Source organism: Streptomyces sclerotialus, assembly GCF_040907265.1.
In the GTDB taxonomy this organism is placed as follows: Bacteria; Actinomycetota; Actinomycetes; order Streptomycetales; family Streptomycetaceae; genus Streptomyces; species Streptomyces sclerotialus.
The window spans coordinates 6,571,122-6,596,924 of sequence record NZ_JBFOHP010000002.1; the positions used below are offsets into that span (position 1 = coordinate 6,571,122).

General features: G+C 72.7%; 8 protein-coding genes. 4 read left to right on the top strand and 4 right to left on the bottom strand.

Annotated features, from left to right (window positions below):
- Positions 1-99 precede the first annotated feature (99 nt).
- The 4 genes from fabD to AAC944_RS29000 all read left to right on the top strand — a co-directional run bounded on the left by fabD (position 100) and on the right by AAC944_RS29000 (position 21,699).
- Positions 100-3,333, top strand: a complete 3,234-nt coding sequence (gene fabD / locus AAC944_RS28985) for an ACP S-malonyltransferase (protein WP_196942935.1) — start codon at positions 100-102, stop codon at positions 3,331-3,333.
- Positions 3,330-19,034, top strand: a complete 15,705-nt coding sequence (locus tag AAC944_RS28990) for an SDR family NAD(P)-dependent oxidoreductase (RefSeq protein ID WP_030613033.1) — start codon at positions 3,330-3,332, stop codon at positions 19,032-19,034. The genes fabD and AAC944_RS28990 overlap by 4 nt, the downstream gene beginning before the upstream one ends.
- Before the next feature lie 233 nt (positions 19,035-19,267).
- A complete protein-coding gene (locus tag AAC944_RS28995; protein ID WP_051871648.1) occupies positions 19,268-20,290 on the top strand; it encodes a methyltransferase in 1,023 nt (340 codons plus the stop codon).
- Between the two features lie 17 nt (positions 20,291-20,307).
- Positions 20,308-21,699, top strand: a complete 1,392-nt coding sequence (locus AAC944_RS29000; RefSeq protein WP_051871647.1) for an MFS transporter — start codon at positions 20,308-20,310, stop codon at positions 21,697-21,699.
- Between the two features lie 54 nt (positions 21,700-21,753).
- Here AAC944_RS29000 and AAC944_RS29005 read toward each other — a convergent pair whose 3' ends face one another.
- Genes AAC944_RS29005 through AAC944_RS29020 form a run of 4 tightly spaced genes read right to left on the bottom strand, consistent with a single transcriptional unit; the run spans position 21,754 to position 25,557 of the window.
- Entirely contained in the window at positions 21,754-22,647 is an 894-nt protein-coding gene (locus AAC944_RS29005; RefSeq protein ID WP_030613027.1) for a TIGR03620 family F420-dependent LLM class oxidoreductase, read from the bottom strand.
- A 12-nt stretch (positions 22,648-22,659) separates the two neighbouring features.
- Positions 22,660-23,841: a cytochrome P450 gene (locus AAC944_RS29010; RefSeq protein WP_030613026.1), complete on the bottom strand. Its 1,182-nt coding sequence runs from the start codon at positions 23,839-23,841 to the stop codon at positions 22,660-22,662.
- A 25-nt stretch (positions 23,842-23,866) separates the two neighbouring features.
- A complete protein-coding gene (locus AAC944_RS29015; protein ID WP_030613024.1) occupies positions 23,867-24,718 on the bottom strand; it encodes an ABC transporter permease in 852 nt (283 codons plus the stop codon).
- Positions 24,715-25,557, bottom strand: coding sequence for an ABC transporter ATP-binding protein (locus AAC944_RS29020; RefSeq protein WP_051871646.1), 843 nt, complete (start codon positions 25,555-25,557; stop codon positions 24,715-24,717). Before AAC944_RS29020 ends, AAC944_RS29015 begins: the two co-directional genes overlap by 4 nt.
- Positions 25,558-25,803 lie beyond the last annotated feature (246 nt).

Genomic DNA, 25,803 nt, shown 5'->3' on the forward strand with positions numbered 1-25,803 from the left:
TGGCCCGCCGCCGCCATCCGGCTCCGCGACGATGAGCCCGGACGCCGGCCTGCCCGCTGCTACGTCGTCGTCCGCCTGACCACTGAGGAGGGAATCACCGTGGCGAACCCGATGGTGTTCATGTTCGCGGGGCAGGGCTCGCAGTTCTACGGCATGGGCAGGGAACTGCGCGCGACACATCCGGTGTTCGACCACACGTTGCGGTCGCTCGACACCATGTTCGCCGACGCCGGGCTGCCGGGGCAGCTGGACGAGCTGTACCGCACCGACAGGGGGCTGCGCGACCCCTTCGACCGCTTCGCCCACACCCACCCGGCGATCCTCATGGTCGAACTGGGCCTGCTGGACGTGCTGCTGGCCGAGGGCATCACGCCGGACTACGTACTCGGCACCAGTCTGGGCGAGTACGCCGCCGCGGCCGCCGCGGGGGTGCTGGACCGCGAAGACCTCACCCGCGCGGTCGCCGCCCAGGTACGGCTCACCGAGGACCTGTGCCCGCCCGGCGGTATGCTCGCCGTGCTCACCGACGTCACCCGGTTCGACCCGGAACTGCCCCGCTGGCGGGGGCTGGAGCTGGCGGCGGTCAACTACGCGCGGCACTTCGTGGTGTCCGGCGCCCCCGACGCGCTGGACGCGGCCGAGCGGGCACTGGGCGCCGAGGGCACGGCCTGTCAACGCCTGCCGGTGCGCTACGCCTTCCACTCCGCCCAGGTGGATGTGGTGGCTGAGCCGTATCAGCGGATGATGGCGGCCATCCCGCTGAGCGCCCCCAAGGTGGAGCTGGTCTCCTGCGCGACCGGCGCGGTCACCGACCGGGTCACGCCCGAGCACATGTGGAACACGGTGCGCGGCCCGATCCGCTTCCAGGAAGCGATCCGGACGCTGGAGGCGAAGCACGACGGGGTGCGCTACGTCGACCTCGGCCCGTCCCCGACGCTGGCGAACTTCGCCGCGCAGTCCTTCCGTACCGGCTCCGGAGCGCGGGCGGAGGCACTGCTCCACCCCTTCGTGCCTCCCGACACGGCGCTGGCGAAAATCAGGGAGATCTGCCGCCCGGCCCCTGCCCCTGCCCCCGCCCCGGCCCGCCGGCCCGTCGAGCCGGTGGCGTTGCTGTTCCCCGGCCAGGGCTCCCAGCGGCGGGGAATGGCCGACGGGCTGTTCCAGGAGTTCCCCGACCTGGTCGCGGAGGCGGACGACATCCTCGGCTACTCGGTCGAGGAGCTCTGCCGGGACGACCCGAGAGGTGAGCTGGACCGTACCGAGTTCACCCAGCCCGCGCTGTTCGTCGCCAACGCGCTGCACTACCGCGCCTGGCAGCGCGAACACGGTGACCGGGCGGCGTTCCTCGCGGGCCACAGCCTCGGCGAGTACTCCGCTCTGTGGGCGGCGGGCGCCTTCGACTTCGGCACCGGGCTGCGACTGGTGCGCAAGCGCGGCGCGTTGATGGCCGCGGCGCCCGAGGGTGCCATGGCCGCGGTGGTCGGGCTGGACGAGGACCAGGTCCGAGGCGTGCTGTCGGACGGCGAGCTGTCCGCCGTCGACGTCGCCAACCTCAACGGCGCCGGTCAGGTGGTGGTGTCCGGCCCCCGCCAGGCGGTGCTCGGCGCCAGGGCCGCCTTCCTGGCCGCCGGTGCCACCGGGTACGTCCCGCTGCGTGTGAGCGGCGCCTTCCACTCCCGCCGGATGGCGGCCGCCGCGCGGGACTTCGCCGGTTTCCTCGCGACTGCGGACCTGCGGGCGCCCCGGCTGCCGGTGATCGCCAACACCACCGGTGCGCCGTACCCCGACGGCGACATCCGCCCCGTACTCACGGCCCAGCTCGTCCAGCCCGTGCGCTGGGAGGACAGCGTGCGGTATCTGCTCTCCCAGCGGGTTCCCGAGCTCGTGGAGGTGGGCCCCGGGACGGTGCTCACCAGGTTGGTGGACAAGATCCGCGCGGCCGGACCGACCGTGCCCGCCCCGGCGGCGCCACCGGAGCGGAAGCCGGTCACCGGCGGCCGCGGGGCGGGCACGACCGGTACCTCCGCACCGGGACGTGCCCTGGGCAGCGACCGGTTCCGTGCCGAGTACGGGGTCCGGCACGCCTATGTGTGCGGGTCCATGTTCCGCGGCATCGCGTCCGAGGCCATGGTCGCCAGGGCCGCCCGAGCCGGACTGCTCGCCTTCTACGGCGCGGGGGGACTGGCTCCGGAGGCGGTCGACGCGGCGCTGGGCCGGCTGCGGTCCCAGGTGGGCGACCGCACCTTCGGGGTGAACCTGCCGGCGGGACCGGGCGCGGAGCGGCTGGTGGACCTGCTGCTCTCCCATGAAGTGAGCGTGCTGGAGGCGTCGGGTGCCACCGATGTCACTCCGGCACTCGCGCGCTACCGGCTGCGTGGCCTGGCCCGGGGAGCCGACGGCGAGGTGGTGGCGCGCCACCGTGTCCTGGCCAAGGTCACCAGGCCCGAGGCGGTCGAGGCGTTCCTGCGTCCGGTGCCGGAGAAGCTGGTGCGCGCGTTGCGCGGCAGGGGCGCGGTCACAGCGGAGCAGGCCGAGCTCGCCGCGCTCCTGCCTGCCGCCGACGACATCTGCCTGGAGGCGGACTCCGGCGGTCACACCGACCGTGGTGTGCTCACGGTGCTGCTCCCCACGGCGCTGCGGCTGCGGGCGCGCCGCGGAGCGGAACGAGTGCGGCTGGGCGCAGCGGGCGGGCTCGGCACGCCGGAGGCGGTCGCCGCCGCGTTCCTGCTCGGTGCGGACTTCGTCCTCACCGGGTCGGTGAACCTGTGCACGGCCGAGTCGGGGATCAGCGGCGTGGCCAAGGACATGCTGGAGCGCCTCGGGGCCGGTGACACGGACTACGTCCCGAGTGCCGGGGCCTTTGAGACGGGCGGGCAGACCCAGGTGCTGCGGCACGGTGTCTTCTTCCCGGCACGGGCACGCAAGCTGCTCGAACTCCACCGTGCGCACGCCTCGCTGGAGGAGCTCGACGAGCGGACCCGCGACATGCTCGAACAGCGGTGGTTCCGCCGCCCGCTGGAAGAGGTCTGGCGTGACACCCGGGCGTACTTCGCAGCGCACGACCCGGGGGAGGCGGAGCGCGCCGAACGCGATCCGCACCACCGGATGGCCCTGGTGTTCCGCTGGTACCTCGCGGAGAGCCAGCGCCTGGCGATCGAGGGCGACGAGGACCGCCGCGTCGACTTCCAGATCCAGTGCGGACCGGCACTCGCCGCCTTCAACGACTGGGTTGCCGGTACGGACCTGGAGCGCTGGCCCGACCGCCACATCGACCACATCGCGGACCGGCTGATGACTGCCGCAGCCGACCATCTCGCAGGAGTGAGCCAATGAGCAAGCAGCCGCGGAACGCAGGGATTGCGGTCGTCGGCATCGGATGCCGCCTCCCCGGAGCGAGCGATCACCGTGAGTTCCTCACCAACCTCACCGAGCGGATCGACGCCGTCCGCGAGATCCCTGCCGACCGGTGGGACGCCTCCGAGCTGTACGACCCGGACCGGAGCGCTCCCGATCGCTCCGTCAGCAAATGGTGTGGCCTGATCGACCGCCCGTACGACTTCGACCACGAGTTCTTCGGCGTCTCACCGCGTGAGGCCCGTCTCCTGGATCCGCTGCAGCGGCTGCTGATGGAGGTCACCCAGCACTGTGTGGAGGACGCCGGCACCACGGTCGCCGCGCTGGGCGCGTCCCGCACCTCGGTCTACGTGGGCAACATGGAACGCGACCACATGGCCGAGCTGACCAGTCCCGGACACACCGTGGAGAGTCACTCGGTCCTCGGCGTCTACGACTGCCTGCTGGCCAACCGGCTGTCCCAGGTGTTCGGACTGAGCGGTGCCAGTCTGGCGGTGGACGCCGCGTGCGCCTCGTCGCTGGTGGCCGTGCACCTGGGGATGCAGGCGCTGGCCACGGGCGAGGCGGACCACGTGCTGGCGGGCGGCGTGAACCTGAACCTGCACCCGTGGAAGTACATCGGATTCTCCAAGTCCAAGATGCTCAGTCCCACCGGCCGCTGCCGCACCTTCGACCGGGACGCCGACGGGTTCGTGCCCGGCGACGGTGTCGGCATGGTGCTGCTGCGCAGGCTCGACGACGCCGTACGCGACGGCGACCACGTCTACGGGGTCCTCCGCGGCAGCGCCGTCAACCACGGGCGCAAGCGTGCCACCATCACCGCGCCCACCGTGGCCTCCCAGCGCGAGGTGGTCTCCGAGGCGATCGAGCGGGCGGGCGTGAGTCCGGCGGACATCACGTTCGTCGAGACCCACGGCACCGGCACGTCACTGGGCGACCCGATCGAAGTGGAGGCGCTGCGCCAGGTGTTCGCACCGGCCTCGCGCGGCACCGGCTGGTGCACGCTGGGCGCCGTCAAGTCCAGCATCGGGCACCTGGAGGGCGCGGCAGGCGTCGCGGGGCTGATCAAGGTACTCATGATGATGTCCGAGCGCCGCATCGTGCCCAACCTGCACATGCGTACGCTCAACCCGCTCATCCGGCTGGAGGGCTCACCGTTCCGCCTGGCCTCGGACAACGCCGACTGGCACCCGTCCGCTCCGGGGATGCCCCGGCTGGCCGGGGTCAGCTCGTTCGGCTTCGGCGGGGTGAACGCGCACCTCGTCGTCGAGGAGTACCTGCCCGGCGAACGCCCGTCCGGGCCCGCAGGCCCCCTGCCGTTCCTGCTGTCCGCGGCCTCGGCGACGTCGCTGGAGAAGCTCACCGAGAGCTGGCGGCGGACCCGCCCGCGGAGCCCGGTCGGGGACATGTGCACCACGCTCGCGGTCGGCCGGACGCATCTGCCGCACCGGATCGGGGGCGTGGTCACGGGGATCGAGGACATCACGGCCCTGCTGGCGGGGAAGGCGCCGGAGACCGCGCCGGACGGTCCCTGGGCGCTGCGGGTCGGCCTGCTGGACGTCCCCGACGGCGTCGAGGCGTTCGTGGACACGTATTCCCAGGTGATCGACGCACCGCTGGCCGAGATGCTGCGTGCGGCCGACGGAGGTCCGCGGCAGCAGTGCGCGTACACCACCGCGGTGACGTCGGCGCTGCTGCGCTTCGGCCTGCGGCCGGCTCAGGTGCTGGCGAGCGGGCCGGGCATCTGGCCGGCGCTGGCCGCGCTGGGGGCGCTGGACCCGCGGACCGCGGCCGACCTGGCCGCGGGCGGAACGGCACAGGGCACGTTGCGTGCCCCCTCGCTGCCGCTGGCCGTGCCGGGTACCGGCCGAGTGGTCACCCCGCTCAGGGTGGATGCCGCTTATCTCGCTCGGCTGCGCGGGGCGGCGGTGGACACCGCGGAGCTGACCCGCCTGGTGGAGCTGGCGAGCAGACTGGACGCCCAGCGGACGTACCAGCACAACCTGGCGGACTGGCGCCGGGCGCTGCGGGAGCGTGGCCGGGACGACGAACTGACGCGGGAACCGGACCGGATCACCGATCCGCTCGTGGTCGCCCTGGCCACGCAGAACGCCTCGGACCGGCTGAACCGCAAGTGGGGCCTGCCACTGACCCGGCACATGGCGGACACGAGCGCGGTGGAACTGCTGGACCTGCTGCTCGACGGCGTGGTCGAACCGGGCGACGTGCTCGGCCTGCTGGCCGGCGAAGCCGTCGCCCCCCGTCACCCCGACCGTGCCGACCTGGCGGACGAGGACCGCTATCCGGCACTGCGCCGGCTCAGCGGCCTGCCGGACGACCTGGCCGGTGCCGATGCCTGGACCCGGTTCGCCGAGCTCCCCGGGTCCGCCGTGGCGGCGCCCGACGGACACTCGGTGGTGGGCGTGGGGGAGGGCGTCGGCGACGTCCTGGTCACCTCCGGTGCCGACCCGTTCACCGAGCCCTTGACGGAGCTGTGGCGGCGCGGGGTGGAGGTGCGCTGGGCGGACCACCCGGTGGCCACCGCCGGTGCCAAGGTTCCCCTGCCCACGACGCGGTTCGACAGCGTGGAGCACCGGGTCCCGCCGGCCGGACGGGGAGTGCCGGCGCCTGCCGCCCCGGAATCCGCCGACGGGAGCGGGCCGGGACCCGTCGCCTCCGGCGCCGCGGAGGCGACCGCGGAGGAAGGCGTCGTCGAGCTGTGTGCCGAGTGGGAGACCACCGAGCGGGTGCCCGCGCCCGCCGTGGACTCGGTGCTGGTGCTCGTCCCGTCCGGTGCCGCCGGCACGCACCTCCCCGGTGAGTGCCTGCCCGGCCGGGTACGCACCGTCGACATGGCGGCGTTGCCGGACGACGACCCCGGAGCGTGGCGTCGGACCCTCGACGAAGGCGTGCCGCCCGATGCGGTGGTCCTCTGCTGCACCGGGTCCGCCACCGACACGGCCGTCGCGGCACTGCGGGTGGCGAACGCGGTGTACGGCCGGGGCACGCGAGTGCTCGCGGTCGGCCCGCTGGTGGGCGGTCTGGTCTCGCCCGAACTGGCCGCCCTCACCGGCCTCGCCAGGAGCCTGGCGCGGGAGACCCACACCGTACCGTTCCGCGTGGTCGCGGTCCCCGGCGACCTCGGTGCCCGCGCCACCTGGGAGCTCGTCGCCGAGGAACTCGGGCGGTCGGACGGCACGGAGCTCGTCCGGCACGCGGCGGGCGGCCGGCTCACCCGCCGCTACGTCCCCGCCCGGCCGGCCGCTCCCGCCACCCCCGGAGCTCCGGGCGTCCGCCCCGGCGGTGTCTACCTGCTCACCGGCGGCACCGGCGGCCTCGGCCGGCTGGTCGCCGAGCATCTGCTGGCCGTACCGGGGGTGCGGGTCGCCGTCGTGGGCCGTTCGCCGGATTCCGGGGATCGCGGGCCGGACCGGCTGGCCTACTTCCAGGCAGACGTGTCGGACCCCACCGAGGCGCGCGAGGTGGTCGGCCGGGTACGTGAGCGCTTCGGCACGCTGACCGGGGTCCTGCACGCCGCCGGTGTGCTGCGGGACGGGTACCTGGCGCAGAAGTCCTCCGCAGACCTGCGCGCGGTGTTCGCACCGAAGGTGCTCGGCGCGGTCAACCTGGACCAGGCCACCCGGGACGAGCCGCTGGAACTGTTCGTGCTGTTCTCGTCGATGGTCGCCGCGGTCGGCAACCCGGGACAGGCCGACTACGCGGCCGCCAACGCCTTCCTGGACCAGTTCGCCGAAGTGCGGGAAGCACTGCGAACCGTGGGAGAACGGTCCGGGCGTACCCTGTCGATCGGCTGGCCGGTATGGCGCGACGGAGGCATGACCGTCACGGACCGGGGCGTGCTCAGCCCCGAGGCGGGGGTGCTGCCCATGCCGACCGCCACCGCACTGGCGGTACTCGACCGCCTGCTCGCGGGTGCCACCGGCGCCCGGTCGTTCGTCCACGGCGTCCCGCACCGGGTGCCCGAGCTGCTCGACCCCGCCCCGGGCCCGGTCACCCCGGCCGGTGAACCGGCGGAGCGGAACACCGCCCCGGCACCGGAGGCCGACCAGGACCAGCTGGTCGCCTGGGCCAAGGAGCACGTGGCCGACGTCATCGGGGAGCTGCGTGGGGTCCCCGCCGAGGACGTGGACCTGGACCTGACGCTGGACAAGTACGGACTGGACTCCATCGTGATCAGCGAGTTCAACGCCCGGACCGAGGCGCGGATCGGCTCCGTCGGCGAGACGCTGCTCTTCGAGAGCCGCACGCTCGGAGCCGCCGCGGAACGGATCGCGCAGCTGCGCCCGGCGGAACTGACCGCCCACTACGGCGCAGCCGCCACCACGCCGGAGTCCCCGGCCGTCCGCGTCACCGACGACCGTCCAGCGGCCGAGCGCCCCGGCGCCGGCGTGACGGTGCCCGGTGCCGCCGGTCTGGCGGACGGTGACGTGGCGGACGGTGACGTGGCGGACGGTGACGTGGCGGTCATCGGGCTCGCCGGGCGCTATCCCGAAGCCCCGGACCTGGACGCCTTCTGGCGCAATCTGCTGCGGGGCCGCGACTGCGTGACCGGGATACCACGGTCCCGCTGGACCCCCGGCCCCGAGACCTACTGCGAGTCGGGCGCGTTCCTCGACGACGTCGACGCGTTCGACCCGCTGTTCTTCAACATCTCCCCGCGCGAGGCGGAGCTGATGGACCCGCAGGAACGTCTTTTCCTCCAGACCGCGTGGCACGCGTTCGAGGACGCCGGGTACCCACCGCGCCGCCTCGGCGACCCGGAGGTGCCGGGCGCGCGCTCGGTGGGCGTGTTCGTCGGTGTCACCACGCAGACGCACCTGCTGTGGGGGCCGGACCAGCAGCGCGCCGGCAATCCGGTGGTGCCGCCGTCGCCGCAGTGGTCCGTCGCCAACCGGGTTTCCTACTGGCTCGACCTGCACGGGCCCAGCATGCCGGTGGACACCGCCTGCGCGTCCTCGCTGACGGCCATCCACCTCGCGGCGCGCAGCATGGCACGCGGAGAGTGCCGGATGGCTCTCGTCGGCGGCGTCAACCTCTACCTCCACCCGGCCAAGTACGACTGGCTGTGCAGCCTCCAGATGCTGTCACGTACCGGCCGTTGCCATACCTTCGGCGCCGGAGCGGACGGGTTCGTGCCCGGTGAGGGAGTGGGCGCGGCGCTGCTCAAGCCGCTGCGTGCCGCCCTCGCGGACGGCGACCCGATCCGTGGAGTGATCAAGGGCAGCGCGGTCGGCCACGGCGGCCGCACCACCGGGTACACCGTGCCCAGCCCGGCCGCGCAGGCCGAGGTCGTCTCCGCCGCGCTCGCGGACGCCGGGGTCGAACCGGCCACCGTCGGATACGTCGAGGCGCACGGCACCGGCACCGCCCTCGGCGACCCGGTCGAGATCACGGGGCTCACCCGGGCCTTCGCCGGGGTACCGGCGGGGAGCTGCGCGATCGGTTCGGTGAAGACCAACGTCGGGCATCTCGAGTCGGCGGCGGGCATGGCGGGACTGACCAAGGTGCTCCTGCAGATGGAGTCCGGCACCCTCGTGCCCTCTCTGCACAGTGCGGAGCCGAACCCGCGTATCGACTTCTCCGCCACGCCGTTCACCGTCCAGCACGAGGTGGCCGACTGGCCCCGCGCGGCCGGGCGCGGTCTGCCCCGGCGCGCGGGCATCAGCGCCTTCGGGGCGGGCGGCGCCAACGCGCACGTGGTCGTGGAGGAGGCACCGCGCCAGGAGCACCCGCGCGGCACCGAGCACGGCGAGCACCTGGTCGTGGTCTCCGCGGACGACCGTGCACGGCTCGCCGAGCACTGCGCCAACCTGTCCGAGGCGATCCGGGCCCGTGCGGACGAGCTGCGCGTGTCCGAGATCGCCTACCAGCTTCAGGTGCGCCGCGAGCCGCAGTCCGAGCGGCTGGCTCTCCTGGTCGGCGATCCGTCGGCACTCGCGGACCGGCTCGCCGCCTTCGCCGCGGGCCGGGAGCCGGCGGGCGACCACTGGACCACCGTACGGGACCGCGACGCCCGTACGCGCTTGCTGGCGCGGCTGCCCGAGGCGCTCGCCCGGCGCGACTGGGCCGCGGTGGCCGGAGCGTGGGCGGCGGGTGCCGACGTGCCGTGGGAGTCGCTGCACGACGGCCCGGCGCCGCACGTGCGGCTGCCCGGCTACCCGTTCGCGCGGGAGCGCTGCCGGCTGCCCGAGACACCCCGCGTGGCGACGGCAGCGCCCCTGAGCGCCCCGCCTGCGGCACCGCAGACCGCACACCCCTGGGTACGTGAACGGTCGGAGGACGGCGTCACCGTCGAGTTCACCGGGGACGAGGGCGTGCTGGCGCAGCACAAGGTGGACGGGACCCCGGTCTTCCCCGCCGCGGGCTGCGTGGAACTGGTCCGCGCAGCGGCGCACGCCGAGCCGGGCGCAGGCCGCGTGGTCCGGCTGCGCAACAACGTGTGGTCGACGCCGATCGCCGTGCCGGAGCCCCGCACCCTGCGGGTGGCACTACGGGCCGGGGACCACGGCGACTACGAGGTCACCGGCCCGGGGGCCACCCACGTCACCGGCAAGGTCGAGACGGCGCCTGCCGACGACCTGCCGCCCCTGGACGTGCCGGCGATCCGGGCCCGGTGCACGGAGACGGCGAGCGGGGAACGCCTCTACTCCGCGGTCCGCGAGCGCGGCCTCGACCTCGGGCCCTTCTACCAGGGCGTCGAGCGGCTGCACTGGAACGGTGACGAGGCGCTGTCCGAACTCCGCCTGCCGGCCGGCGGCCACGGCTGCGTGCTCCACCCCGGCCTGCTCGACTCCGCGTTCCAGGCCTCGCTGTGGCTGCTGGGGCAGCGGTTCGAGCGGTTGTACCTGCCGTTCAGCATCGGCACCATCGAGATCTTCGGGGACGTACCCGCCACCGCCGTGGCGCACGTGGTGGTGCGCAAGGCGGCCGCCGAGGGCTGCAAGCTGGAGGTGCACCTCGCCGACGAGTCCGGCCGTACCGTGCTGCGGGCGCTGGACTTCTGGGTCCGTCCCTGGACCGGCGGAGAGACGTGGTCCTGCTTCCGCCCCGAATGGACCGAGGAGGAGCTGGGCGCGACCACCGTCCCGGATTCCGTGCTGGTCCTGGCGCCCACGGACCACGCGGGCGCGCGGCTGACCGGTGAGCTGTCCCGGCAGGCCGGAGCGCCGGTGACCTCGTCCGTGGCGGTGCCCCGCCCGGAGGACGGCACGGAAGCGGGTCCCTTCGCGCCGCACCCGGACTCCGACGCGGACTTCGATGCCCTGCTGGCGGCGGCAGGACCGGTGGACACCGTGCTCTTCGCATGGCCGCAGGCCGGGGAGGGCGACCTGGAGGCACAGCTGGCCGACGGACTGCTGCCGCTGTCCCGCCTCGTCCGGGCGATGCTGCGCTCCGGTGACAAGCGGCCCGTGCGGCTGGTGTGCGCCGTTCCGGACGGCGTGCCCGGGTACCAGGCCCTCGGGGGCTTCCTGCGTACGCTCACCAGGGAAAGCCCCCGTATCTCGCACGTGCTGGTCGCCGGCGCCACGCCGGAGCAACTGGCGGCCGAGACGCTCGGTACGGCTGACGGCGTCGAGGTACGCCACCGTGGCGGCAGCCGTACGGTGCGGCGGTGGCGGCGTCACACTCCCGCGCCCGCGACGGCCCCGGCGGTGCGGAACGGTGGTGTCTACCTGATCACCGGCGGTGCCGGTGGTCTGGGCGCCCATGTCGCCCGCCGGCTCGCGGAGACCGCCGGTGCCCGGGTGGTGCTTGCCGGCCGCTCCGCCGAGGACGAGCGCGTCACCAGGATCATCGACCAGGTGCGGGCAGCGGGCGGCCAGGCGTGTTACGTCCGCGCCGACGTGTCCACCGCTGAGGGCGCGCGCACCGCGGTGCGCGCGGCCGAGACCGCGTTCGGCGCGCCGCACGGAGTGTTCCACTGCGCCGGCGTGCTGCGGGACGGATACCTGGTGCACCAGGATCCCGGGCGGCTGCGCGACGTCGTCGCCGCGAAGGCGCTCGGTGCCGTGCACCTCGACGCGGCGGTGGCAGACCACCAGCTGGACTTCTTCTGTCTGTTCTCCTCCGTGGCCGCCGCTGTGGGCAGTGCGGGACAGGCGGGGTACGCCTACGCCAACGCCTTCCTCGACGCCTTCGCCGAGCAGCGCCCCGGCCGGACCGTCTCGGTCGGCTGGCCGCTGTGGGCCGACGGCGGGATGGGGGTGGACGCCGAGGCCGCCGAGGCGCTGCGGGTGGCGTTCGGACTGCACCCGCTCGCCACCGGCACGGGACTGGCAGCACTGGCCTCGGTGCTCGCCGGCGAGGACCGGCAGCTTCTGGTCGCTCCGGGTGACGGAGCCGTACTGGCGCGCGCACTCGGCGGGACGGCCGGGCCCGCCACCGCCGTGTCATCCGTGCCCGCGGTGGTGCCCGCGGCCGGTCCCGGGGAGCGGGCCGGAGCGGCGGAGGACGACTCCGGCGACTTCGCCGCCGCCGTCGCGGAGGTGCTCGTCACGGAGGTGGCGGCCATCACCAAGCTCGATCCGTCGCGGATCGACCGGGAACGGCCGATCGGGGACTACGGCTTCGACTCGCTGTCCTTCACCACGCTGGCCAACCGGCTGGTGGAGCGGCTCGGAGTGGACCTCACCCCGGCGCTGTTCTTCGAGTACACGACGGTGGAGGACGTCGCCCGCCATCTGGCCGGTACCTACTCGGCGGAACTGGCGGCCCGGCTCACCCCGGCCCGCCGGCCGGCCCCCGGTCCGGCGGCGACCACGGTCACGGTCCATGAACCCCCCGCCCGCCCGTCCGGGACCGAACCGATCGCGATCATCGGCATGCACGGCATGCTGCCGGGCAGCTCCGACCTGTCCGAGTTCTGGCGCCATCTGGATGCCGGACACGACATGGTCACCGAAATCCCCGCCGACCGGTGGGACTGGCGCGACTACTACCACTCCACCGCCGGTCCGGGCCGGACGAACAGCCGGTGGGGCGGCTTCGTTCCCCAGGTGGACCGGTTCGACGCCCGGTTCTTCGGCATCTCGCCACGCGAGGCCGAGTTGATGGACCCGCAGCAGCGGCTGTTCCTGGAGACCGCGTACAAGACGGTGGAGGAGGCGGGCTACCGTCCGTCCGACCTGGCGAAGGGCCGCACCGGCCTGTTCGTCGGCGCCGCCGGCCACGACTACTACGACCTGCTGTGCGAGGCAGGGGTGCCGGTCGAGGCGTTCACCACCACGGGCATGTTCCACGCCATTCTCGCCAACCGGGTGTCGTACCTGCTCGGCCTCACCGGACCGAGCTTCCCCATCGACACCGCATGCTCCAGTTCGCTGGTGGCGCTGCGCTCCGCGGTGGAATCGATCCGTGCTGGCAGTTGCGACACCGCGCTCGTCGGCGGGGTCAACCTGCTGCTGTCACCGACCGTCTTCATCTCGTTCGCGCGCGCGGGCATGCTCAGCCCCACCGGCCGCTGCCGCACCTTCGACGCGGGAGCCGACGGGTACGTGCGGGCGGAAGGGGTGGGCGCCCTGCTGCTCAAGCCGCTTGCGCAGGCGGAGCGGGACGGCGACCACATCCACGCGGTCATCCGGGGCAGCGCCGTCAACCACGGCGGCAAGGTCAACACCCTGACCACGCCCAACCCGAACGCGCAGGCGGACCTCATCGTGCGCGCCTTCGAGGAGGCGGACGCCGATCCGGCCACCGTCGGATACCTGGAGCTCCACGGCACCGGCACGGCGCTCGGTGACCCGATCGAGGTCAACGGGGTGAAGCGGGCCTTCACCGAGCTGCGCGACCGTGCCGGGCTGCCGCGGCTCACCGAACCGACCACGCTCATCGGCTCGGTCAAGTCGAACATCGGCCACCTCGAAGCGGCCGCCGGACTGGCCGGGATCTTCAAAGTGGTGCTGGCCATGAAACACGGCCGTATACCCGGGAACCTGCACCTGGACGAGGTGAACCGGCAGATCCGGCTCGACGGCTCCCCGCTGTCCATTGTGGACCGCACCATGCCCTGGCCCCGGCCGAAGGCCGCCGACGGCACCCGACTGCCCCGTCGCGCGGGGGTCAGCTCCTTCGGCTTCGGCGGGGTCAACGGGCACGTGCTCCTGGAGGAGTACGTCGCTCCCGAGGCCGGGCCCGCCCCGTCCGGCAAGCAGGTGTTCGTACTCTCCGCCCAGGGCGAGGAACGACTGCGCGCGTACGCCGCCCTCCTCGCGGAGGCGGTACGACCGCATGACCAGGCCGGGCCGAAGCCGGCGGAGCCGGGTCCGGAGCTGGTCGCCGAGGTCGCTGCCGTCCTCGGCGTGGACCCGGAAGAGGTGCCGTACGACGAACCGCTGGCCGACCTAGGAATGACCAGGCACCAAGCCCGTCTGCTCGCCGGCCGGCTGGATGCGGCAGGCCTGCCCGGCGGGCATCCGGACACGCTGCCCGCCAGGACGGTGGCCGAGCTGGCCACGGAGACGGCACCGGGCGACCAGGACGCGCCCTCCCCGGCGGGCCGGCTCGCCGACATCGCGTACACGCTCCAGCACGGCCGTGAACCGATGGCGCACCGCCTTGCCGTGGTCACCGGATCGGCAGCCGAACTCGCCGACGAACTGGCGGCGTTCGCCGCCACCGGCGTGCCAGGGCCGCACACCCGGGTGGGCGTGGCCGAAGGCGGTCGTGGACCCGCCGTCGTGGGCGGCCCGGACGAGCTGGCCGAGGGATGGGTCGCCGGGGCCGTGCCCGACTGGACGGCTCTGCACGCGGGGCGGTCCCCGAGGCGGCTCAGCCTGCCCACGTATCCGTTCGCCCGCGACCGCTACTGGGTACCGGGGTCGACCGGGCCCGGACCGCGCCCGCTGGTGGACGGGCCGGGCACGCCGGACGGCGACGGCACGGTCTACCGCACCCGTCTGCGCCGCGGGGACCGCCTCGTCGACGAACACCGGGTGCACGGCTCGCCCGTGCTCGCCGGCGTCGTGCAGGCCGAGCTGGCCGCTGCCGCGCTGGCCGCACACCGTGGCGGGCCACGCCGGTTGACCCGGATGGCCTGGCTGCGTCCGCTGGTGGTGCCCGACGAGGGATGCGAGGTGCTGATCCGTCTCACCGAGCGGGACGGAGGCATCGCCCACGAGCTCCGTACGGCCGACGGCACCACGTACAGCACCGGACTGTGGGTGCCCGGCGGCGGTGCCGCGGAACCACCCGCGCCGTACGACCTGGACGCCGTCCGGCGCAGGTGTGCCGAGGAGCACGGCCGGGAGGAGATCTACCGCACCTTCGAAGAGATCGGCATCGTCTACGGCGAGCTGTTCCGCGGACTGCAGCACGCGGCCGTCGGTGAGGGGGAGCTGCTGGCCCGGTTCACCGCCGAGGCCCCCGTGCCGTACCGCATGACCTTCCACCCGACCGTCCTGGACGCCGCGCTGCAGGCCGTCACCGTGCTCACGGGCGCGGAGCCGGGCACCACCCGGCTGCCGTTCGCGGCCGAGTCGGTCGAGCTGCTGGCCCCGGCGCCGGCCACGGGATACGTGCACGTGCGCGCACGGGGTGCGGGCGGGCACGATGTGACGGTGCTGGACGGGACCGGCCGTCCGTGCGTGCTGTTGCGCGAGGTCGTCGTGCGCGCGGAGCGGCACGGCCTGTTCTACCGGCCCTGTTGGCGGCGTGCCGAGGCGGCGCCCGCCGAGCCGGTGCACGGGTCTGCCCTGATCGTCCACTCGGCCGGTTCGGCCGAACTGGCCGACGCGCTGGCCGCTCGCCATGAGGACCCGGTGCGCCTGCTCAGCGTGGCGGAGATCGCCCGCCCTGGCCTGGCGGACCGCCTGCGCGGGCTCGGGGAGGTGCGGCATCTGTGGTTCCTGGCCCTGGCGGCCGGCGCCGGTGAGGGCGCGAAGGCACTGTTCCGGCTGGTCCGCGGACTTGCCGAGGCCGACATGATCCAGCAGGTGCGGTCCATCCGCTCGGTCACCTCCGGCGCACAGGACGTGTGGGGCAGGCGGGTCACCGACCCGACCGCCGCTGAGCTGACCGGGATGAGCAAGGCCCTCGCCAAGGAGTACCCGCGGGCCGGGGTGAGCTGCGTCGATCTCGCGGACCCGGCGATGAGCGCTGAGCAGGCCGCCGACGCGCTGCTGGCGGAACCCGCTCACCAGGACAACCGGGAGGTCGCTCTCCTGGGCGGCCGTCGGCTGGTCCGCGGGCTGCGCCCGGTCCAGCTGCCACCGCCCGCGCGGCAGGTGTTCCGGGACGGCGGCAGTTACCTGATCGTCGGCGGGGCGGGCGGCATCGGCCTCGCTCTCGCGGAACACCTCGCGAAGACCGTCTCCGCCCGGATCTTCCTCGTCGGACGCCGCCCGCAGGACGAACGGATCGACCGGGCGCTGGCCCGGCTGGCCCGGCTGGGCGGGCGGGGCACGTACCACCAGGCGGACGTCACCGACCTGGACGCGATGCGCGCGGTGGCGGCCAAGGCGCGCACGCACGGCCCGCTGCACGGAGTGGTGCACGCGGCGATGGTGCTGCGCGACGGGATCGTGGAGCGGCTGAGTGACGAGGCGTTCGACGCCGTCCTCGCCCCCAAGACCGACGGGACGCGCGTGCTCGGTGAGGTGTTCGCGGCCGATCCGCTGGACTTCCTTCTGGTGCTGTCCTCGGTGCAGTCGTTCACCGGTGCGGCGGGACAGGCCAACTACGCCGCCGCCTCCACCGCTCAGGACGCCCACGCACACCGGCTCGCCACGTCATTGCCCTTCCCCGTGCAGTTCATCGGGTTCGGTCCGTGGGCGCGGGTCGGCCGGGTCGCCGACCACCACGAGAGCCTCAGCGCCAGGGGATACCGGCCGATCGAACCGGAGGACGGCATCGACGCGATCGAGCGTGTACTGGCCTGCGGCGAGCGCGGAGTGGTGGCGCTGCGCGCGGACGAGCCGGTACTTGCCGCGATCGGTGTCGAGCGCGGCCCGGTGGCCCCCGCGGCTCCTCCGGTTCCCGCTCATGACGGGGACCCCGCCGAACGGGAGGCGCTGGACGCCTTCATCGGGGAAGCCCTCTCGCATGCCATGGGCGGGCTCGGCCTGTTCGCCCGCCCCCACGAGCGGTACCGGGTCGAGGACCTGCCGGACCTGCTCGGCGCACTGCCCCGGTACCGGCGGCTGGTCACGGCGCTGGTGCACCTCATGGTGCGCAGCGGCCACCTCGTACAGGACGGGGGAGCGGTGACCGTCCCGGTGACGGCCGCGCGGCCCGCGCCGCCCGACCCGGCGCCGCTCCGCGCCCGGTTCCCGAACCTCGGCGCCCGGCTGGACCTGGTGGTGCGCTGTCTCGACGCCATGCCCGAAGTGCTCACCGGCGCCCGGGAGGCCACCGAGGTGCTGTTCCCCGGTGGGTCCGCGGACCTGGTCACCGCCGTCTACCGGGGCGAGTCGCTCGTCGACCACTGCAACGCGCTGGTCGCCGGGCAGGTCATCGCCCAGGCCGGGGACAGCTTGCGGGTGCTGGAGATCGGCGCGGGGACGGGCAGTACCACCGAGGCCGTGCTGTCCGCGCTGGCCGAGGCGGGCACGGCGGTGGAGTACGACGTCTCCGACGTCTCCGCGGGCCTCCTCCGGCAGGCCCGGGCCCGGCTGGAACGGCCGGGTGTGCGGTTCCGGGTCCTGGACATCGAGCGCCCCGCCGACGCGCAGGGGTTCGCCGGGGAGCGGTACGACGTGGTGGTGGCGGGGAACGTCCTGCACGCCACCCGTGACCTGGACGCCGTGCTGGAGGAGGTGCGGGGCCTGGTCGCTCCGGGCGGGCGGCTGGTGCTGAGCGAGGTGACCGCCGTACAGCCGTTCCACACCGTGACGTTCGGCCTGCTGGACGGCTGGTGGCGGTTCGACGACGCCCATCGCAGGCTCCCCGGTTCGCCCCTGCTGGACCCGCACATGTGGCGCGACCGGCTGGAGTGGGCGGGCTTCCGGGACGTGGCCGTCCTCGGCACGCCGGCCGGGCCGGGGGCCCTCCCGCAACGGGTGATCGTCGCTACCGCCGGGGAGCACCCGGCGGCAGCCGTTCGCCCGGTGCGCCGGGCCGCGACCACAGAGCCCGCGTCCGCTGGACGCACGTCCGCGGAGCCCGCGTCCGCCGAGTCCCGCACGGCCGGCGCCGTGGCCGCCGCCGCTCGCTCCGCCGGGTCCGTGGCACCAGGAGGACGCAGCGACGAGGAGGTCCGCGCGCTCATCACCGAAAGGGTGGCCGGATGCCTGGGCCTGCCGGTCAGCGAGGTCCGGCCGGACTTCCCGCTGTCCGACCTCGGCATCGACTCGATCGTCGCCGTCGAGCTGACCAACCAGCTCAACGACGCCCTCGGCGTCGTGCTGAAGACGATCGTGGTCTTCGAGCATCCGTCGGTCGACGCGCTCACGGCGCACATCGTCGAGGAGTACGGCAACCGCGTCGCTCCGGAGCCCGCGCCGCGCCCCCGGCCGGAGCGGAGCACGCGGGAGACCGCGCCCGCCCCCGTACCGGACGCGGTGCCCGGCCCCGGCCCCACCCCTGCGCAGGGCGCGCCCGCGGGGTTCCGAGCCGTCCGGTTCGAGCGGCCCGGCAGCCCGCAGCATCTGCGGATCGTGCCGATCGAGCCGGTGGCGCCCGGCCGGGGTGAGATCGAGGTCCAGGTCAGGGCGTTCCCGATCAACTTCTCGGACTTCCTGCTCGCCAAGGGGCTCTACCCGATGATGCCGGACTTCCCCTTCACCCCCGGCGTGGAGGTGTCGGGGGTGGTCCGCAGGGTCGGGCCGGGGGTGACCCGGTTCTCCCCCGGGGACGAGGTGATCGCCCTGACCCGGCCCGAGATGGGGGGCCAGGCCTCGGTGGTGGTGACCGGTGAGGACTTCGCAGTGGCCAAGCCCCCGCACGTGAGCCATGAGGAGGCGTGCGGCTTCCTGGTCCCGTTCCTGGCCATGTACCTGGCGTTCGAGCGGGCAGGGGTGCGGGCCGGCGAGCGGGTGCTCATCCCCGCGGCCACCGGCACCACCGGTCTGATCGCGGTGCAGCTGGCCGGGCTCGCGGGTGCCGAGGTCATCGCCACGGCGGGCGGTGAGCACAAGATCGCCCACCTGGCCGGGCTCGGGGTGCGGGACGCCATCGACCACCGCCGCGCCGACGTGGTCGGCGAAGTGCTGCGGCGCACGGACGGTGCGGGCGTCGACGTCGTGGTGAACACCCTCGGAGACGGTGCCGCGCAGCAGGGCATCGACGTCCTCGCCCCGGACGGCCGGTACGTCGAGATCGCGGTGTTCGGGCTCCAGGCATCCTCCGGGCCGGACCTGTCACGGCTCGTCGACAACCAGAGCTTCCACAGCTTCAACACCAAGAAGTTCTTCCTGCGGCACGCGGACCGCCGGGACGAAGTGCTCCGTGTCGCCGCCGAGCACCTCGCTTCCGGCAAGGTCACCCCCACCGTCACCCACGTCCTGCCGTTCGACCGGGTTGCCGAGGCCTACGCGCTCAAGGAGGACCGGGCCCTCATCGGCCGCGTGGTGGTCACGGTCGCCGACCCGGCGGAGGCTTCCGTCAGTGAGCGGCTGCGGGCCGCGCTCGCCCGCGAGTTCGGTGCGCATGCCGCACTCGACGAGGCCGAACTGCGGCGCCTGGCCGAGCAGCTCAGCACCGGGAAGGGGGAGCACGGCAGGTGACCCGGCACGGCTGACCGGTACCGGCACCGGGGAACCCGCGCGGCCGCCGCACGCCCTGCGGCGGCCGCGCGGGTTCCGGCTTCCGTAGCGAAACAGCACCACGGCAGCAGACGGGGGCTGACCTGCGGCAGTGGCGGTGTCGGCAGCTCTTCGGCGTGTCCGCCCGCTACCGGTACGGCTCGTTAGTTTGACGTCTCGGAACGGACACGAGCCCACACCCGCAAGGAGTGCGTATGCCCGGTGACGTCGAAACCCAGAGTCCCACCGACGACCTCATGGAGATGGTGGTCGGAGGCTGTACCGCGCAAGCCATCTACACCGCCGCGAAACTCGGGATCGCGGACGTGCTCGCCGAAGGCCCCAGGACCGCCGAAGAGATCGCCGCCAAGGTCGAGGCGGACCCGGACGGCGTCTACCGTCTGCTCCGCGCCCTCACCACGCGGGCGATCTTCGCCGAAGAGCCGGGCAAACGCTTCACCCTCACACCGATGGCCGACGCACTGCGCTCCGACGCACCGAACTCCGTGCGTGCCCTGGTGCTGATGGCCGGCCATCCCATCACGTGGGAGACCTGGGGCCGGCTGACCCACTCGGTCGTCACCGGTGAGCCGGCGTTCTGGAAACTGCGCGGCATGCGAGTGTTCGAGTACCTGGCCCGTGACGAGGAGTACGCCGACCTGTTCAACCAGGCGATGACGTTCAGCTCCAGCATCGAGATCCCCACCATCCTGGAGGCGTACGACTTCAGCCGGTTCCGCACGATCGTGGACGTCGGCGGCGGGCAGGGACGGCTGCTGGCCGCGATCCTGCAGGCCACGCCGGACGCCAACGGCGTACTGCTGGACATCGAGTCGGTCACCGCGAGCGCACCGCCGGTGCTGGCGGAAGCGGGAGTGGCCGACCGCTGCACCATCCACAGCGGGTCCTTCTTCGACGCCGTGCCGACCGGCGGGGACGCCTACATACTGAAGCACGTCCTGCACGACTGGCCGGAGGACAAGGCGGTGGACATCCTGCGCTCGGTGCGGGCGTCCATCGGCGAGAACGGCGAACTGCTGCTGGTGGCACTGGTCCTGCCGGATGACAACTCGCCGCATCTCGGCAAGGTCGTGGACCTGGACCTGCTCCTGGAGTTCGGCGGCAGGCACCGCACGGCCGAGGAGTACCGCCGGCTGCTCGCCACTGCGGGGTTCGCACTGCGCCGCGTGGTGCCCACCGCAGGAGCCGCGTCGGTCGTCGAAGCCGTCCCGGCCTGATCCCCTACGGAGTCCTCATGCCGATGCTCATCGTCGTCGGTGGTGTCACGTTCGTCTACAGCACGCTCGAAGCGATGCTCGCACCGGCGCTCCCGCTCATCCAGGCGGGCGTCGGTGGTACGTCGTCGTCCATCGCCTGGGTGTTCACGGGACTGCTGCTGTCGGGGGCCGTGTGCACCCCGCTGATCGGCCGCCTCGGTGACCTCTACGACAAGAAGAAACTGTTCCTCATCGTTCTGGCGGTCGTTGCGCTCGGCACCGCACTGGCCGGGCTGGCGACGAACGTGCCCGTGCTGGCGATCGGCCAGATGATGCAGGGCGCGGGACTGGGACTCACGCCGTTGTCGATCGGCCTGATGCGCGAGGCCCTGCCGGAGGACCGGGTCAAGAGCGGCAACGCACTGATCATCGGGACCTCGTCGCTGGGTGTCGTCGCGGGTCCGCTGCTGGCCGGCCCCCTGACGTCCGTGATGTCGTACCGCTGGCTCTTCTGGCTGCCGTTCGTCCTCCTGGTCGCCCTGATCGGCCTGGCCTTCCCGGCGCTTCCGGCGACCGTGGCCACGACACGCGGCAGCGTGGACTGGCTGGGCGCCGGACTGCTCAGCGGCGGCCTGCTGGTGCTGCTGACCGGTCTGACGCTCGCCCCGACGTGGGGCTGGGCTTCCGGCGGGTTCATCGCCACGGCAGCCGGCGCGGCGGTGCTGCTCGCCGCCTTCGTCATGACGCAGCGGCGGCTGGCGAATCCGCTGATCGATCTGCGGGTGCGCGGGCGGACCGTCTTCGTCGTCTGTGCCGTTTCGTTCGCCGTCGGCTGGGCCGTCTTCGCCACGTACACCGCCCTCCCGACGATCACCGCGGCTCCCACCGCGACCGGTTACGGGCTCGCGTCCGACGCGACCGTGACAGGCTGGATCCTGGTGCCGTCCGGTGTGCTCGCCGGCGTCAGCGCGTTCGTCGTCCGTCCGCTGGAACGTCTGGTCGGCGCGAAGGCGCTCATGGTGTTGTCGTGCGTGCCGATCCTGGGCGCGCCGGGAGTGCTGCTGCTCGACCGGCCGTCACTCGGCCTGCTCATCACCTCGTCGGCGCTGATGGGCCTGGGCATCGGGCTCGGGCTGACGCAGGCGATGAACCTCGTCGTGACGGCGGTCCCGGCTGCCAGGGTGACGAGCGTGACCGGGCTGATGTTCGTCGTCCGCGCCGTCGGCGGAAGCCTCGGCGCGCAGGTCGGCGGCGCCACGCTGGCCAGCGACGTGATCCCGTCGACCACCCTTCCGACGTGGTCCGCCGTGACGACGATGCTGATCATCAGCGTCCTCGTCGGACTGTTCGCCGTGCTCGTCGCCGCCGCGTTGCCCCGCAGGTCCGGGACCGTTCCCGACCACCCCGCCGAAGTCGGGGCCCCGGCATGATCCCTCGTCGGTGGTCATCGGGGTCCGCACCCCGATGACCACCGACGAGCGCGCTCACACCAGAGCGGCGGCGAGCTCCGCGTACTGCTTCCTGGCCAGGGTGGGCTCGGCCCCCGGGGCGGAGAGGATCTCTATGCAGACGTGGTCGGCGCCGGCGTCGAACTGCTGCTGTACCCGTCGGGCGACAGCACCGACGTCACCGTGGGCGACCATCGCGTGCACGAGCCGGTCACTGCCACCGTCGAGCAGGTCGTCCTCGGTGAAGCCGAGCAGGTCACGCACCGCGTGCCAGCGGGACGGCAGCTGGGAGCTGTGCTCGATCCAGTACCGCACGTTCTCCCTGGCGGTCTCGCGTGCGGCTGCTCCGTCCGAGTTCAGCACGACGCCTTGTTGTACGGCGAGGACCTTGTCCGGGCCGAGGATCTCCCGCGCGTAAGCGGTGTGTTCGGCCGGCAGGAAGTACGGGTGCGCTCCCCAGGTACGTTCCCCGGCGAGCGCGAGCATTCTCGGGCCCACCGCGCCGAGGACCGTTCTGAGTTCGGTCCGCGGCGGGGTGGCCGCGTACATCGCCGCGTCCATCCGGTCGAGGAAGTCACGCATCATCACACCGGGCGGGCCCCACGTCCCGCCCACCATTTCGGCCAGATGCGGCACGCCCACCCCGAGGCCGAGCAGGTACCGGTCCGGGAAGGCCTCGGTCAGCGTGCGGTGCGCCTGCGCCAAGGTGTACGGGTTGTGCCGGTAGATGTTGGCGACGCCGCTGGCCACGGTGATCCGTGACGTCGCGGACAGCAGCAGTGCCGCCTGGGTCGGCGCGTCCCGTCCGAACCCTTCGGCCGTCCACACCGTGCCGTAACCGAGGTCTTCGAACTCGGCGACCGCGTCGACGACTTCGGCCCACGGATGGTTGTCGACCTCAGCGGGCCGTACTCCAACCCTGCCCAGCATGCTCTTCCTCCCTTAGTCGGTCAGTAGCGACAGCCTGGTGACGCCCGTCATGTACGGGCTCGGCTGGAACTGCGGCGCGTCATCGGGATCCACGCGGAAGTGGGGGAACCGGTCGAAGAGCACGTTCATCGCCACCCTGCCTTCCATCCGGGCCAGCTGAGTGCCGATGCAGTAGTGCACGCCGCGCCCGAAGGCCAGATGCGGATTGGGGTCCCTGGTGATGTCGAACTCGTGCGGCCGGTCGAACCGCCTCGGGTCACGGTTGGCGGCCGCGAGCCACAGCAGCACCAGTTGGTCGGCCTCGATGGTTCTGCCACCGACCCGGCCGGGCCGGTTGGTGCAGCGCGAGATGGCCGCGAACGAACTCAGGTACCGCAGGGACTCCTCGATCATCCCGGGGATCCGCGACCGGTCCGACTGCACGGCCGCCCGCGCCTCCGGGAACGTGTCCATGCACAGCACGGTGTTGCCCAGCAGCATCGTCGTGGTGATGTGCCCCGCGATCAGCAGCACGGCACCGAAGTTCGCCACCTCGGTGTCGCTCAGCCGCTCACCGTCCACCTCGGCCTCGACGAGCCTGGTCAGCAGGTCGTTCCTCGGTTTCACCCGGCGTTCGGTGGCGTGCTCGTGCAGGTAGGCGATCAGCTTGCCCATCTGGTCCACGGCGTTCTGCGTGGACTCCGGTGTGGGCTCGCCGCGGGTGAATCCCTCGGGCCGCTCGAAGACCTCACCGACCCACCGCTTGAACAGGTCCCGGTCGCTGTTGGGCAGGCCGAGCAGGTCGGCGATGACGATCACCGGCAGCGGGTACGCCAGGTCCTCGACCACTTCCATCCGCCCGGAACCGGCGGATGTGTCGAGCAGTTCGTGCGTCAGATCGACGATCCTCGGCTCCAGGCTCGCAATCATCTTCGAGGTGAACGCGTGGCCGACCAGCTTGCGCAACTTGTTGTGCTCGGGCGGATCCATCTTGAGCAGGTTGCCCCGGGAGAACTCACCCTCGATGGGCACCAGCCGCGCGGTGTCGGAGGAGAAGGTCGTGGTGTCGGCGAGGACATCGAGCACTTCCTGATGTCCGTAGACGTTCCACATCCCGGACTGCTCGTCGAAGCTGACCGGCTCGTCGGGCTCCTTGCCGTGCAGCCAGAACTGGCGCGGATCGAGATTGTTCCGCTGTGCGAACGCCGTGCTCATCGTTGTGCCTCCCCATGTGTTCGGTTCACGCCGCTCGCCTGGCGACGCTCTCGCGGCGGGCCGCCACGGCCGAGCCGGACTCACGTCGCGCCATCCGGCGCAGTACGCCCGGTGCCACCAGGAAGCCGACGACTCCCCACACCCCGAGCACGCCGGCCATCTCCAGGAACCGCCAGGATTCGCCGATCTCCGACGCGGCCAGGGCGTCCGGCAGGAACGCGGCGCGCAGTCCGAGGCCGAGCCAGTAGACCGGGAAGACCTGCGCGATCCACTGCACCCACTCGGGCAGCGCGGTGACCGGGTAGAACACCCCGGAGAAGCCGACGAGCACCATGATCAGGACCATGATCGGAACAAGTCCTTGGGTGCTGCGGAAGAGTGAGCCGAGGATCGCGCCGACCGGCAGGATCGCCAGCATGCCGAGCGCGAGCACCCACACCAGGGTCACCCACGACGACACCGCGTCCAACTGCAGGCCGTCGAAGAGGAACGCCACCGGAACCAGCAGTATGAGCAGCACCGCCACGGTGGTACCGGCCTGCGCGAGCACTTTGCCGGTGACGTAGCCGAGCATGCCGTTCGGCGTCGCCTTGGCACGCAGCAACGTGCCGTCCTCCCGGTCGGTGATCAAGGTGAACGCCAGCCCGACCAGGCCGGTGAAGAGTGTGTTGATCCCGAGGATCCCGGGGACCGCATGGGTGCCGAGGGAGAAGTCGGTGCCGGGCACTGTGGTGTCCCGCATGAAATACATGACGGCCAGCGCGATGGCCGGCCAGAACAGCCAGCCGATGAGCTGTCCCCCGTTGGTCACCGTCTGCCGGAACTCGATCCAGCCACGTTGCAGCCCCGTACGCAGAGCGACCGCGCCTGGCTTCATGCCTCCTCCATCTCCCGCACCATGGCCAGGTAGACGTCTTCCAGACTCGCCCGGCGCACCTCAAGGTCACCGATCGCGTCGCCGTGCTCCTCGAACAGTCCCCGCACATACCGGGTCGCGTCCTCGACCGACTCCACTCGCGGCCTGCCGTGGAGCGTGTACCGGACCTCGGTCCTGCTCACCACTTGGTGCGCCAGCTCGGCCGCCGTGCCGTCGGCCCTGATCCGGCCGCCCGCCAGAATCACGATCCGGTCGGCCAGCTTCTCGGCCTCGCCCAGGTCGTGCGTGGTGAGCAGGATCGTCGTGTCCTCCAGATCCGACAGCCGCTGCACCAGCCCGTGGAACTCCTGGCGGGCCTCCGGGTCGAAACCGGTGGTCGGCTCGTCGAGGAAGAGCAGGTCCGGGTTGCCTATCAGGCCGACGGCCACGTCCAGCCTGCGCCGCTGCCCACCGGACAACGCACCGACCCGGGCGTTCACATGCTCGGTCAGCCCGACCAGGCCGATCATCTCGTCGAGGTCATAAGGCCGGTTGCGAAGCGGTGTGCCGTACGGCGCGTAGTAGCGGCCGAGGTGATCGAGCAGTTCACGGACCTTCCACCAACTGTGGTCACGCCAGGACTGCAGCACGATCCCCAGTCGGGCCCGCCACGCCTCGTCACCGTCGTCCGGGTCGGTTCCCAGCACACGGACCTCACCGGCCGAGCGCTTGCGGAACCCTTCGAGGATTTCGATGGTGGTCGTCTTGCCGGCCCCGTTCGGTCCCAGCAACGCGAGCACCTCGCCACGGCGTACGTGGAAATCCACGCCGCGCAGCACGTCCTTCGAGCCGTAGCGCATCCGCAGCCCTCGGGTTTCGATGACCGGTTGGGCGTCGGCGCGTTCAGGCACGGCGTCCGCATCCGATGCCGTGGGCAACGCCACGATTCCTCCCTCTGCTCGGTTCGGCGCCGATTATTCTCATCGTGGCTGGCGCCCACGGCCCCTCGTGAGCCCGTGAAGGGCCCGGCTCGGCACCCCTCAGGCCCAGGTTGAGCAAGCCTCCGCGGCACCGGACATGGGGAAGTACGGTTTCGCTACGGGCAG

Bases quoted from the DNA above. Each gene is read 5' to 3' on its own strand.
- AAC944_RS28995 (WP_051871648.1), top strand. From the start codon at position 19,268: ATGCCCGGTGACGTCGAAACCCAGAGTCCCACCGACGACCTCATGGAG.
- AAC944_RS29010 (WP_030613026.1), bottom strand. From the start codon at position 23,841: ATGAGCACGGCGTTCGCACAGCGGAACAATCTCGATCCGCGCCAGTTC.
- AAC944_RS29005 (WP_030613027.1), bottom strand. From the start codon at position 22,647: ATGCTGGGCAGGGTTGGAGTACGGCCCGCTGAGGTCGACAACCATCCG.
- AAC944_RS29020 (WP_051871646.1), bottom strand. From the start codon at position 25,557: ATGCGCTACGGCTCGAAGGACGTGCTGCGCGGCGTGGATTTCCACGTA.
- AAC944_RS29015 (WP_030613024.1), bottom strand. From the start codon at position 24,718: ATGAAGCCAGGCGCGGTCGCTCTGCGTACGGGGCTGCAACGTGGCTGG.
- AAC944_RS28990 (WP_030613033.1), top strand. From the start codon at position 3,330: ATGAGCAAGCAGCCGCGGAACGCAGGGATTGCGGTCGTCGGCATCGGA.
- AAC944_RS29000 (WP_051871647.1), top strand. From the start codon at position 20,308: ATGCCGATGCTCATCGTCGTCGGTGGTGTCACGTTCGTCTACAGCACG.